Consider the following 12,092-nt stretch of genomic DNA (forward strand, 5'->3'; position numbering starts at 1 on the left):
ACCGCTTCCACGCTCACGGACCCTTCCCATGAAATACGAGCTCTACTACTGGCCTGAGATCCAGGGCCGCGGCGAATATGTGCGGTTGGCCCTGGAGGAGGCGGGGGCGGCTTATGTCGACGTCGCGCGGGGGGCGCGCGGAACAGCTGCGATGATGAAGATGATGGACGCGCATGGCGGCACGCCGCCCTTCGCGCCGCCGTTCCTGAAAGCGGGCAAGCTCGTCATCGGCCAGACCGCCAACATCCTGCTCTATCTCGGCGCCCGTCATGGGCTCGCGCCGAAGACGGAAGCGGGCAAGCTTTGGGTGCACCAGCTTCAGCTCACCATCACCGACCTCGTGACCGAGATCCACGACACCCATCACCCGCTCGGGCCTTCGATGTACTATGAAGATCAGAAGGCGCCGGCGAAGAAGCGCACGGCCGAGTTTTGGGACGAGCGCGTGCCGAAATATCTCGGCTATTTCGAAGAGCTTTTCGCCGGCAATGGCGGCGCCTATGTCACCGGTCGAAGGCTGACTTACGTCGATCTCTCGCTGTTCCAGATCGTCGCCGGGCTGCGCTACGCCTTTCCCAAGCGCATGAAGGCGTTCGAGGGAAATATCCCGGGCCTCGTCGATCTGCATGACCGCATCGCCGCGCGGCCGAACATCAAGGCCTATCTCGAAAGTGAGCGCCGCATTCCCTTCAACGAGCAAGGCATTTTCCGCCGCTACAAGGAATTGGACAATTAGCCGGTCCGGATAGCGGCTCACCAAACGCCGGGCAGCAGGCGATAGCGCACGCGCGTCATATAGTCGGAATAGCCCGGCAGGCCCTCACGCAGCGTGCGCTCCTCGATGCCGATGCGAACAGCAAACAAAACGACGATGACCGGCGCTATCGCAAGGCCCCACCACGAGCCCAGCAGCAGCGGCACGCCGGCGAAGAACAGGATCATGCCGTTGTACATGGGATGGCGCACATGCGCGTAAGGCCCCGTCGAGACCACGCGCTGTGCGCGTTCGGCCTGGAGCTTCACCACGGGCGCGGCGAACGAGTTCTCGCGGAACACCCACAGGATGAACAGCGTCGAGAGGACGAACAGCACGAGACCGAGCGCCTGCAACGCAACCGGCACGTCGGAGGACTGCGTGCGCCGGTCGAGCCCCATCGCGGCCAGCCAGGCCAGCATCGCAATGGCGAAGACGATCATGAAGGCCTTGTCGGCGGCAGGCTGGTCCTTTTGCAGGACCGGCCGCAGACGTTCGGCGAGCAGCGCCGGATCGACCCGATAAAGCCACCAGCCGCAGAGCGGGCCGAGCAGGGCGCAGGTGGCGAGGAACACCCAGGCCGAAGGCCAATGCATCGTCCCGGCGCAAGCGAACAGCAGCGCGCCCATGCCGGCGGTGGTGATCGTGTTCTGCAACAGCAGTTTTGCGATCATGTTCGATCTGATTCAGTCATACGCCGGTGCATTGATAGCATTGTTCGGGCAAACATGCGGCCGGTGCGACAGGGTTGGCTTCAGATCTTGATGGGCGACGTAAAGGCCGCCAGGAGCCGAACCAGATCGGCCTGTCGTTTGGTTCCGGTCTTCGTGAAGATCCTGGTGAGATGGGTCTTGATCGTCGTTTCGGCGATGCCCATGCTTCTGGCCACGTCAGGAACCCCGCCGATTTCGACGATGGCCAGAAAGACGCGCAGCTCGGCCGGTGTCAGCTTGAAGAGCTTCCGGATGAGGTCGGGCGCGACGATCGTCTCGAGCGCTGCCTTGCTGACGAACAGGACGGCGCAGGCCTCATAGCCGGCCCCGAACATTTGCCGGCGTCCAGCCGTGAGCGGCAGGAGATTCCCGACATAATGCGAGCCGTTGCGGGCCGTCAGATGCAGCGAGATGCTCGCGCTCGTCATCGACCGGTCGCCGAGAGCGGTGCCCGCCAGTGCCTGCCGCAGCATCCGATCGGCATTCAGGTCCGACGTCACGAGCCGGCCATGGACCGAACGAAGGACGTCGGCCTCGTCCAAAATCTCTCGCGCGCTCGCATTGGCGTGCGTGATATGACCGTCGGCATCGAGCAGCAGAACGGCGGTGCGCAGAGCGTCGAGCGTGCGGACCGACGTCGTCTCCAATGCATTCTGCTGCTGCAGCTTCTGTCTGACGAGCATGGCCCGTTGCATGTGCGGCGTCAGGTGAGAGATGGTCTGATACATCCTGCGATCGACAGGCCCGCCGCCCTTCATGATCGAGAGACGGGATATTCCCTCGGCAGACTTGCCGAGCAGGATGTTGGCGGCGTCCTCGAGACCCTGCGGCTGCGCCCATTCGTTGTAGAATGTGGTCGTCCGGAATTCGTCGACGTCGATCCAGTCCCTGATCGTCTGGATTTGGCCGACCGCGGCGTGGAGCACGCTGCGCGACGGATCGAATGGCTCGTAGGTTTCGATGTAGGACTGAACATGGGCGGGTTCGACACCGACGGCATGCGAGATCACGGCCCCGCCGGCTGCCCCGATCCAGACCAGACCACCGCTCTGGCCGCCCGCTAGGTCGACGATGCTGCCAAGTGTCGCCGTCCATTGGGAATCGTCGAGCGCTGCATCGTAGATGTCCGTCACCAGCGAGAGCAGCTTTTCATTCAGTTCCATAGGCGTGTCCATGAACGGATGGATGGACTCGTTCAGCCTCACAGATGAGCACGCCGGATGTGGAAATTTGATGAGCCGGATCACACTTGAAGACGCTCTCGAAGCCCTGGCGGGCGCTGAGCGAGATGCCGGGAGGAACGGGCCGGCCGGACGTGGCGTGGGAACAGTCAGGCCGAAGGCCAGTGCATCGTTCCGGCGCAAGCGAACAGCAGCGCGCCCATGGCCGCGGCGGTGATCGTGTTCTGCAACGGCAATTTTGCGATCATGCGCAGGTCAGCCGCGCACGATGTTGGTCCCGCTATCCGGCGAAGATGCGGCTGGACACGCGAAAAGCCCGATCGACCGGATCGGGCGTTTCATCTTTGACCGGTCTGATCAGGCGAGCTGATCGATCCGCGTGCCCTGACCCGGCGGCAGCGGCGCGGGCGGCGGCGGCTTGTAGGTCGGGTCGTTGTCCTTGGTCTTCTGGTCGTCCTGCTGCTTGGTCGCGTCGTAGCTCGGCACCACGATCGCGATCGGCGGCGGCGCAACGGTAGAGACGCTCATCCACAAATCCTCACACATGGAAACAATCGACCTTGCGCTGCGAGGAGCGAAGCTTCCGTCAAGCCAATCGTTAAAATGCGAGGGAGTTGGTGCGGTGGGATGTGCCTTTTGTGCCTCCTTCGCTGTACGAGGGAGCGGACGAACCTCTCCTCGTCATTGCGAGCGCAGCGAAGCAATCCAGGACTGTCACCGCGGAGGGATTCTGGATTGCTTCGCTGCGCTCGCAATGACGGAGCGTGTGGAAAGAGCGAGTGCCCCGCTTATTCGTCCTTGCCGCGCGTGATCGCGATGGACGCATCCGTCTTGGTACGCGTGCATTCCATGTTGAGCCGGCGGTAGCGCATGACGACCTTGTCGCCGCGCAACAGTCCCATCCGCTTCAGGCAGCGTGTCGCGCCCGTCGTGGTGTCGTCCTTCGTGACGGTGAAGACGATCGCCGCCATCGACCCCACCAGTGAAAAGAACTCCGGTGTCGGCTTGCGATCGCCCTTGGCATAGAGCTCGATGGAATATTTGTCGCCGCGGCAACCCACGGACAGCTCCTTGGCCGCGGGGTGCGAGAGGTAGACGATGTTGGCGGCCCGGAAATTCACCTTGAGGCGCTCGACCTGGTTCGTCAGCTCCTTGGCGCTGTCATCGCAGCGATCCGCGCGGGCAGGCGAGGCGAGGGTCACAAGGCCGGTGATGGCGGCGGCGACCAGGATCGCGCCGCGGACGTTCAGTTTGAAAATCATGATGAAAAGCCCCTTAGGCCGCGCATTCAACCTTCGTCGCGCGCCGAGCGCAAGGGGTGCACCCAGAGCCTGCCGGGGACGGTCGTCGCCACCTTGCGTCCGGCCGACGGCAACCAAAAAGGGCCGTCGTGACGCCGAATCGGGATGCCTCGGCCGCGCCAGAACGCCTTCCATTCGCGGCAAAAAAGCTTAGAACGCTTCTACGCTTAGAGGCCCGCGAGGGCTCCAAAACCCCGAGATTTGCCCATGAACGCTCCCACCGCCTTCCCCGACCCCGCAAAACCCGTTCCGCCCTACAAGCACACCCCGCTGTTCCCGCTTGGCAAGGACGAGACGCCCTACAAGAAGATCACGGCCGAGGGTATCAGGGTCGAGAAGGTCCTGGGGAAGGACATGCTGGTGGTGTCGCGGGAGGCGCTGCGGGCGCTGTCAGAGGCGGCCTTCGGCGACATCAACCACTATCTGCGCCCCGGCCATCTGAAGCAGCTCCGCGCGATCCTGGAGGACGGCGAGGCGAGCCCCAACGACAAGTTCGTCGCGCTCGACTTCTTGAAGAACGCCAACATCGCGGCCGGCGGCGTGCTGCCGATGTGCCAGGACACCGGTACCGCGATCATCATGGGCAAGAAGGGCTGCAACGTCATCACCGATGGTGACGACGAGGCGGCGCTGTCGGAAGGTGCGCGCGACGCTTACCTCCGCCGCAATCTGCGCTACTCGCAGGTCGCGCCCTTGTCGATGTACGAGGAGAAGAACACCGCCAACAACATGCCGGCGCAGTGCGAAATCTACGCCGAGGGCGACGACGCCTACAAGTTCATGTTCATGGCGAAGGGCGGCGGCTCTGCCAATAAAAGCTTCCTGTTCCAGGCCACGCCCTCGGTGCTGACCAAGGACCGCCTGCTCGCCTTCCTCAAGGAGAAGATCCTGACGCTGGGCACCGCGGCGTGCCCGCCCTATCACCTCGCCATCGTGATCGGCGGCACCTCGGCCGAGCTGTGCATGAAGACGGTGAAGCTCGCCTCCGCCCGCTATCTCGACGCGCTGCCGACCCACGGCTCGCCCGACGGCAACGCCTTCCGCGACGTCGAGATGGAGCAGGAAATCCACAAGATGACGCAGTCGCTCGGCGTCGGCGCGCAGTTCGGTGGAAAGTATTTCTGCCACGACGTGCGCGTTATCCGCATGCCGCGCCACGGCGCCTCGCTGCCGATCGGGCTCGGCGTGTCGTGCTCGGCCGACCGCCAGGTGCTCGGCAAGATCACCAAAGATGGCGTCTATCTCGAAGAGCTTGAGCACAACCCCGCGCAATATCTGCCGCAGGTCGAGCAGTCGCTCGGCGGCGAGGTCGTCAAGATCGACCTCAACCAGCCGATGAAGGACATCCTGGCGACGTTCTCGAAGTACCCGACCAAGACGCGGGTCTCGATGACCGGCACTATGATCGTCGCGCGCGATAGCGCGCATGCCAAGCTGCGCGAGCGCCTCGAGAGAGGCGAGCCGCTGCCGGACTATTTCAAGAACCATCCGGTCTACTACGCCGGTCCCGCCAAGACGCCCGAGGGCTACGCCTCCGGCGCGTTCGGCCCGACCACCGCGGGCCGCATGGATTCCTTCGTCGACCAGTTCCAGGCCGCCGGCGGCTCGATGGTGATGGTGGCCAAGGGCAACCGGGCGCCTGCCGTGCGCGAGGCCTGCAAGAAGTATGGCGGCTTCTATCTCGGCTCGATCGGCGGTGCGGCTGCGAACCTCGCCGAGCACTGCATCAAGAAGGTCGAGGTGCTCGAATATCCCGAGCTCGGCATGGAAGCGATCTGGCGCATCGAAGTCGTCGACTTCCCGGCGTTCATCATCATCGACGACAAGGGGAACGACTTCTTCAAGGAATTGAATCTGGGCTAGCGCTCCGCGCAGTTGAACGGCGGTCCGCTGCTGATGGTGCGCTTTAGCGCGGCACCAGATACTGCGTCGGCGCGCCGTTTTCGGGCCCATCGAACATTACGAGCACGCGCCATGGCTCGCCGCTGATGTCGCTGAGCACCAGCAGGGTCTCTGCCTTGGCGGTGCTGTCGGCGACGTTGAGCGTGTGGATCGTTCCAAGCTTGCCGCTGCTGGTATTGTAGAAGACGACGGCGGGCGCAATCTGCTGTTCGTTGACCGGCCCGGTCAGGAGAAGCAAGCCGCCTGACACGGCGGCGATGTCCCTGATACCGGTCGTTGTACCAAGCGGCAGCGGAGGGTCGATGAGCTTGGCCTTGAGCGGCAGGTTCTCGGTGAAGACGGCCTTTGCGTCGACCGTGAGAATATAAGCATTGCCGTCTTTGGAAGGACCACGGAAACCAAGATACATTAGGTCCGCCTTGACCGCGATGCCTTCGATGTTGGCGCCGTTGTCGCCGAGGGGCTTGTCGTAATCCGCGGGCAGTGCGTCCTTGATTGCACCGCGCAGGCGCGTCACAGATGCTTCGACGCCGATCACCTCGTCCGCGGAGATCGGGAAGGGTGGCTCTCCAGTGAGCTTGTCGACGGGAAAGCGAAAGAGGTGATAGCTCGTCGGATTGCTGTCGTCGGGATGATAACGTTTGCGGCCGTGCGATCCGACCACGTAGAAATAACCGTCATCGTAAGCGGCGCCCTCGGCATCCGGATCGCCGCTGGCCTGATCGCTCATCGTCGTTGACGACGAGGCAGGATTTGAGGGGCGGGGATGTGGTCGCGCACGCCGCTCCACTGATGTTGGTGCGGGCATCCGCGCTCTTCTTGAACGGCTCGCTCAGTTGCCACGCCGGTGACTGCGGCTCGAGCACATCGGCACTCGCCGGCGCTGCTCCAGCAAGCGCGGCCACGGCGGAGGTCAGGAACAGGTGGATGCGATTGCGAGCGGGGAGGGAGACCATGCAAATTCCCCTTCTGCTGCAAGTGTGTTGAGATCAATAAAAATCTTTAGTTGTATGCTGTATCCTGCTCGTGAAGCCGGCTGTGGTCAACGACCTGAGCGCCTTGGCCCCGTGGCCAATGACCGCAGCCCGTTAGCTGCAATTCGTAACCTGGTTCGAGCACAGCGAGCGCCACCAGCCGCGGACGCCGTCCTGGCTCTCGACGAGGCCCCAGAGCCCGCTACAGGCAAAGATGCGCTTCGGGCCGCCGTCGGTGTCGATTGGGCCGCCGAGCTCGCGCTGGGCAGGCATCCATTTCGCATCGACGAACGGCGCCTGGAAAACTCCGCCCATGCGCGTCGCGCCATTGGCGTAGGACGCGCCGACCTTGTTGGACGCGACCCAGCCGCGCCCCGCATAGGGTTTTGGCGCGCTGCGCGGATATCTCTTCTCGTCCTCGTAATCCTTGCCGGGCGGCTTCGCGCCTTCAATCAGGAACCAGCCGTCCTTGAAGCCGATGATGCGGAATTCGGTGAGCCAGCCGCCGTCGGGCGTGTTCTCGGCGCCGCCAAGCTTCAGCCGGTAGGGCGGCGGCAGCGTGCCGAGCACGCGCGCTTTCGCCGAGGGCTCGGCGCGCACGTTGAGGCCATCAGGATCCTTGTCGATGGACCAGGCGCCGAGATCACACGGCTCGGTCCCATCGGGCAGCGTTGCGCGCCTGGCGGCGAGATCGGCGTGGAGCTTTGCGAAGTCAGTGTCGTCGTTATCAGGATCCGGCGCGCTGCGCGGCTTCAATTCGGCCGAGACCGCGCGCGTCGCATCCGGCGTCAGCGTGACGACGAGGGCCTGGCGTGCAGCGAACACGCTTGCCGGTGTCTTCGGATCATTCGACGAGGCCGGATAGACGGCGAGGGTGCCGGTCGAGCCTTCGGTCCGATAGGCCGTGCCGGTGACATAGCCCGCCGGCACCATGGCGAGCGCGCTTGCGCGCCACGCCGGTTCGGTGTCATCCGCGCGCGCCGCTTGCGTCGCGACACACAGGATCGTTGCCGCGATGAGACGGAGCACGCGCATGGTTCGCAACGTGCCTACGCGCGCGCGCCCGTGAACGGAAAGCTGCCCATCGGGCCGATGCCCATCTCGCCGCTCATGCTGTCGCCAGAGACCGTTCCGATGAACTCGAGCGTCAACGGCATCGGATTGGTGATCGAGACTTTCCAGTTGACGGCGTCGCCGCTGATGGTGCCGTCGAAGATCTCGGCCGAATTGCCGTCGGCGCCCTGCGTTCCGGTCAGTGTGCCGCCGGAGTTCAGCAAGGTCAGCGTGGCCTTGCGCTCGCCCATGGGCGTCGTCATGGTCAGAGTCCAGTTGCCGTCCACGGCCATTCGTGTCTCCCAACTTTTTCCCGGCACCTCGCGACAATCCGCAAGGTGAGCCAGGGACGCCTATAGCCTAACTCGGGGGACGTGCCTAACGCTCTCTTTGACGCGCCCTTAAGCGCGGGCTGCGCGAATACGGCTGCCGATGAGCAGGCGGAAGGCCACGTACTGGATCGCGAACGCAACGATCTTCGCGCCGATCAGGACCACCGAAATATAGAAGGCCCACAGCTTCATGTCGCCGGTCATGGCAACCGCAACGGTCCCCGCGGCGAGCGCAAACATCAGCGCGGCCCAGGCGTAGCCCGCGACGGTAACGTATTCCGGAATGGTCTCGGTCACGATCGCCGGCAGATAACGCAGCATCCAGCCGCGCTTGAGCATGATGATGCCGATCGCGACATGCCCGATCGCGGGCTTCGCCAGCACGAAGCGCGGATCGTGGGTGAGCAGCGTTGCGCCACCGAGCACGATGACGAGGCCGAGGCTCGCCCAGGTCATGTAGCCCAGCGTCTGGCCCTTGACCCGCGACCAGACCACCTGGCCGATGGCGCCAAGGATCGCGACTGCGGTCGCGAGGATGACGTTGTCGGTCACGAGATAGATTACCAGGAAGACGATGGTGGAGAGGAAATCAGAGACGAGCCGGCGGAATACGTCTTTCATCGTCTGTCCTGTCTTCAATGGGGGTGGGGCAGCGCGGCGGCGGGCGCAGCATATTTGATCTGGCGATACTCGGGATACCATTTTGTGAAGTAGATCGCGCTGTTGCGGGCGGCGAAGGCGACCGCAAGGCCCGACCAGAGCGGCAGGCCGGGGACGTAGAGCAGCGCGATGTTGGCGGCCATCATCAACAGCGCGGCGGTGGTCCAGGCGCCGGTGATGACGTAGTTGGCGGTGAGGAAGCCGGGCATCGCCGCCGTCTCGGCCGGGACCGTTTCAACCGCATATTGCAGCGTGAACGGGTGGCGGACCAGCATCGAGCCGAGCGAGATGACGAAGATGCCGATGTCGACCGACAGCTTGACTCCCAGCGTGCTGAGCTTCGGGTCGATCAGCGCGAGGTAGAGGCCGATTGCGGCGAATACGATCGCCGAGCCCGTCGCTAGGATCTTCACGGAGCGGCCGCGCGCGACATCGACCGTGATGGTGGCGAGGCAGATCGCAGACGCGGCAAACACGCTGATCGTGGCCGACGTCACCAGCATCAGGAAAGTGTAGGCGCCGTAGGGCGCGAGGATCAGGAAAATCGCCATGAGCCGCCTCGGTCTGGCTAATCTTTACGATGTAAAGATCAATAATTCAGGAGCGATGCTGGGTCAAGCGAAATCTTTACAGTGTCAAAATAACGTAGGTGACTTCCAAAAAGTGAAGGGCAGCAATGGCTTGGTCGGACGCCTCGTCGGCGAATTCCGCCCAGGGCAGGCGCGACAGGATCGGCAGCGCGGCGGCGAGCAGGAGGCCGACCGAGAGCAAGATGCCGCCGTTGAAGATGACATGGCCGCTCCGTCGCAGCCGGATCATCCGGAGTGCGAGCGCTGCGCAGGCCAGGGCGAGGACGGCAAGGCAATCTGCGGTGATCGAGGGCATATGCATGCGAGGCCTCTTTGGTGACATCCGCGATGTCATTCCGGGGCTCGCGACGTCGTCGCGCCCCGGAATGACAAGAGTTACTGCGCGCCCACCCAATTGCCGTGAAAGCCGTCGGGCACGCGGTGGCCGAGCTGCACCAGCGCAACGGGGCCGGCTTCGACATCGGTGGCGTTGAACACCGCGAGGTCGCTGCGGTTCTCCCGCGCGCGCCAGACCACCGCCAACAGCCAGCCGTCGCCTTCCGTGGCATCCGTCGCGCGCTCGACGAACACCGGCTCGGAGATGGTATCGCCGGCCGGCAGCAGATAATGACCGAGCCGTCTGCCGTTGCCGTCGACATGGACGATGCCCGACAGCGCGCCGAACATCGGCAGCCGCGGATTGGCGCAGGCGTACCAGCCGTGATGGCTTTTCAATCCGGCGCGGCGGTCGTCGATGCGGGGGAATTCGCCGGTGAGATCGTCGAGATAGGTCTGCTGGAAGCGGTCGGTCTTCCCCGAGAGATCGAACGTCCAGCGGCAATGGCGCGCGCGTGATTTCTCCGGATCCGTCGGCCGGCCATCGGGATGCGGAAACAGCGGCGCTTCCTCGAACTGCATGACGTCGGCGATGATGCGGTTGCCGTCCTCCCACGCGTTCATGATGTGGAAGACGTAGCAGGCTTCGCCGCGAAACCAGACGATGTCCTTCGCCGTGCCGTTGCGCTTCATCACGCCGACATAGGCGCCCTTGTCCGGCTCCCAGGCATAAGGCGGCCGTCCGCTCATCGCGCGCTCCATGCTGCCGGTGATCGGCAGGATCGGAAACAGCGCATGGTTCTCGGTGACGATGAAGTCGTGCACCATGCTGGCATAGGGCGCCTCGAAACGTTCGAAGCGCGTCGCCTTGCCGGAGGCGTCGATCGATCCGTAGGAGAGGGCAGGCGTCAGCGGACCCGCGGCGTTGTAGCCGAAGAACACGAGCTCGCCGGTGACCGGGTCGACCTTCGGATGCGCCGTGAAGCTGCCGGCGACACGACCCTGATAATCGTGATAGCCGCGCGTCGCCAGCGTGCCCGGCTCGATCTCGGTCGGCAGATGCGCTTCTTCCAGCGCCAAAAGCTTGCCGGCATGAAAGATGATGTTGGTGTTGGCGACGCCGCCGTCGGTGAGGTTTTGTGGCGCATCCGGCAGCTTGCGGCCGAAGCCGCCGAACAGCGCGCGGCCGGCATCGTGCTCGGCCAGCCATTTCGGCGTGCGGACCCAGCGGTTGCGATAGCTGGCGCGGCCGTTCTCGAGGTGGAAAGCATGCAGCATGCCGTCGCCGACGAACCAGTGCGCACCGGGCGCATCGAACTGCGGATTGGGACCGTTGCGATAGAGCACGCCATTCAGATCGCGCGGCAATTCCCCGACGATTTTGAGGAATGGCGCATCGGCTTCGAATGGAATCGGACCGAGGTTATGGCGGCGCTCGGTGACGGCGTCGTGCTGCACGGCGTATCCCTCCTTATCTTTACATCGTAAAGATCGAATAATGCCGATCACCGCATTCGTCAAGTGAAATCTTTACACTGTCAATATTGCGTCATATAGCTTGCAAATGGCCAAAAGCGACACCAACAGCGAAACAGCGCGCAAGCCGCGTACCCCGAGCAAGACATCGTCGGCCGCGAGCGCGCAGGCGCGTTCCACACGCCGTCCGGCAGTAGCGAAGACGGAGACGCCGTATCATCACGGCGCCCTGCGCGAGGCGCTGCTCCAGGCCGCCGAACGGGTGCTGGAGCGCGACGGGCTCTCCGGCCTGACCTTGCGCGCGGTGGCGCGGGAGGCGGGCGTCTCGCATGCCGCGCCGACCCATCATTTCGGCGATCTCACCGGCCTGCTCAGCGAGCTCGCGGCCGTCGGCTTCCGCCAGTTCAACGCGGCGATGGCCTCGTCCTGCGACGCCGCCACCACGCCGCTGGAGCGCGCGCTGGCGCGGCCGAAGGCCTATGTCGCCTATGCGCAGGCCCATCCCGGCATGTACGGCATCATGTTCCGCACCGAACGGCTCGATTATTCCAGACCCTCGCTGCACGAGGCGGCCGAAGCCTCCTTCGCCGGGCTCGCCAATGCCATCGGCATGATGCGTCAGGAGCAGATCAGCGAAGATTCGCTGACGCTGAACCAGGGTGCGGCGATCGCCCGCGCCTGGTCCATGGTGCACGGCTTCACCATGCTGCTGCTCGACGGACGGCTCGAAGACATTTTGGGGCGGCTGCCCGAGGGGACGACGGCCGAACAGTTGCTCGAGGCGATGCTGACGGCGCCCATCACGGCGAAGCTGCCGGCATAGCGCGTTCGGGCGGGCGCT

General features: G+C 64.1%; 14 protein-coding genes. 3 read left to right on the top strand and 11 right to left on the bottom strand.

Translation table 11 applies throughout. The annotated features are described in order from the left end of the window. The first annotated feature begins 28 nt into the window (after positions 1-28). Positions 29-736, top strand: a complete 708-nt coding sequence (locus AC1DW2_RS22640) for a glutathione S-transferase (RefSeq protein ID WP_354130454.1) — start codon at positions 29-31, stop codon at positions 734-736. A 17-nt stretch (positions 737-753) separates the two neighbouring features. On the opposite strand, the gene AC1DW2_RS22645 is transcribed toward AC1DW2_RS22640, so the two are convergent. The 4 genes from AC1DW2_RS22645 to AC1DW2_RS22660 all read right to left on the bottom strand — a co-directional run bounded on the left by AC1DW2_RS22645 (position 754) and on the right by AC1DW2_RS22660 (position 3,910). Continuing rightward, positions 754-1,428: a methyltransferase family protein gene (locus AC1DW2_RS22645; RefSeq protein WP_354130453.1), complete on the bottom strand. Its 675-nt coding sequence runs from the start codon at positions 1,426-1,428 to the stop codon at positions 754-756. 80 nt (positions 1,429-1,508) lie between these two features. After that, positions 1,509-2,630: a helix-turn-helix transcriptional regulator gene (locus tag AC1DW2_RS22650; RefSeq protein ID WP_354130452.1), complete on the bottom strand. Its 1,122-nt coding sequence runs from the start codon at positions 2,628-2,630 to the stop codon at positions 1,509-1,511. A 375-nt stretch (positions 2,631-3,005) separates the two neighbouring features. Continuing rightward, on the bottom strand, positions 3,006-3,176 hold the full coding sequence (locus tag AC1DW2_RS22655; protein ID WP_166090739.1) for a hypothetical protein: 171 nt from the start codon (positions 3,174-3,176) through the stop codon (positions 3,006-3,008). Between the two features lie 260 nt (positions 3,177-3,436). Beyond that, complete coding sequence (locus tag AC1DW2_RS22660; protein WP_071912253.1) at positions 3,437-3,910, bottom strand: hypothetical protein; 474 nt, start codon at positions 3,908-3,910, stop codon at positions 3,437-3,439. Between the two features lie 246 nt (positions 3,911-4,156). On the opposite strand from AC1DW2_RS22660, the gene AC1DW2_RS22665 reads away from it, so the two are divergent. Next, positions 4,157-5,812, top strand: a complete 1,656-nt coding sequence (locus AC1DW2_RS22665; RefSeq protein ID WP_028158349.1) for a fumarate hydratase — start codon at positions 4,157-4,159, stop codon at positions 5,810-5,812. Between the two features lie 43 nt (positions 5,813-5,855). Here the strand turns inward: AC1DW2_RS22665 and AC1DW2_RS22670 are convergent, their stop codons facing one another. The 7 genes from AC1DW2_RS22670 to AC1DW2_RS22700 form a co-directional block, all read right to left on the bottom strand. Continuing rightward, positions 5,856-6,641: a DUF3616 domain-containing protein gene (locus AC1DW2_RS22670; protein WP_477007171.1), complete on the bottom strand. Its 786-nt coding sequence runs from the start codon at positions 6,639-6,641 to the stop codon at positions 5,856-5,858. A 298-nt stretch (positions 6,642-6,939) separates the two neighbouring features. After that, the gene (locus tag AC1DW2_RS22675) at positions 6,940-7,860 is read right to left on the bottom strand and encodes an SH3 domain-containing protein (RefSeq protein WP_354131406.1); all 921 of its coding nucleotides are present in this window, start codon (positions 7,858-7,860) and stop codon (positions 6,940-6,942) included. A 14-nt stretch (positions 7,861-7,874) separates the two neighbouring features. Continuing rightward, positions 7,875-8,171, bottom strand: a complete 297-nt coding sequence (locus AC1DW2_RS22680) for a hypothetical protein (protein ID WP_071912259.1) — start codon at positions 8,169-8,171, stop codon at positions 7,875-7,877. Positions 8,172-8,279: 108 nt separating this feature from the next. Continuing rightward, entirely contained in the window at positions 8,280-8,831 is a 552-nt protein-coding gene (locus tag AC1DW2_RS22685; RefSeq protein WP_085404236.1) for an inner membrane-spanning protein YciB, read from the bottom strand. 14 nt (positions 8,832-8,845) lie between these two features. Next, a complete protein-coding gene (locus AC1DW2_RS22690; protein WP_354131407.1) occupies positions 8,846-9,421 on the bottom strand; it encodes a hypothetical protein in 576 nt (191 codons plus the stop codon). Between the two features lie 76 nt (positions 9,422-9,497). Beyond that, positions 9,498-9,761 (bottom strand): hypothetical protein, encoded by a 264-nt coding sequence (locus AC1DW2_RS22695; RefSeq protein ID WP_071912263.1) that lies wholly within the window; start codon positions 9,759-9,761, stop codon positions 9,498-9,500. A gap of 74 nt (positions 9,762-9,835) precedes the next feature. Further along, entirely contained in the window at positions 9,836-11,233 is a 1,398-nt protein-coding gene (locus tag AC1DW2_RS22700) for a carotenoid oxygenase family protein (protein ID WP_354131408.1), read from the bottom strand. Between the two features lie 106 nt (positions 11,234-11,339). Here AC1DW2_RS22700 and AC1DW2_RS22705 point away from each other — a divergent pair, with 106 nt between their 5' ends. After that, positions 11,340-12,074: a TetR/AcrR family transcriptional regulator gene (locus AC1DW2_RS22705; RefSeq protein ID WP_354131409.1), complete on the top strand. Its 735-nt coding sequence runs from the start codon at positions 11,340-11,342 to the stop codon at positions 12,072-12,074. The last annotated feature ends 18 nt before the right edge of the window (positions 12,075-12,092 follow it).

The sequence above is a fragment of the Bradyrhizobium sp. P3_C3 genome (assembly GCF_056402655.1).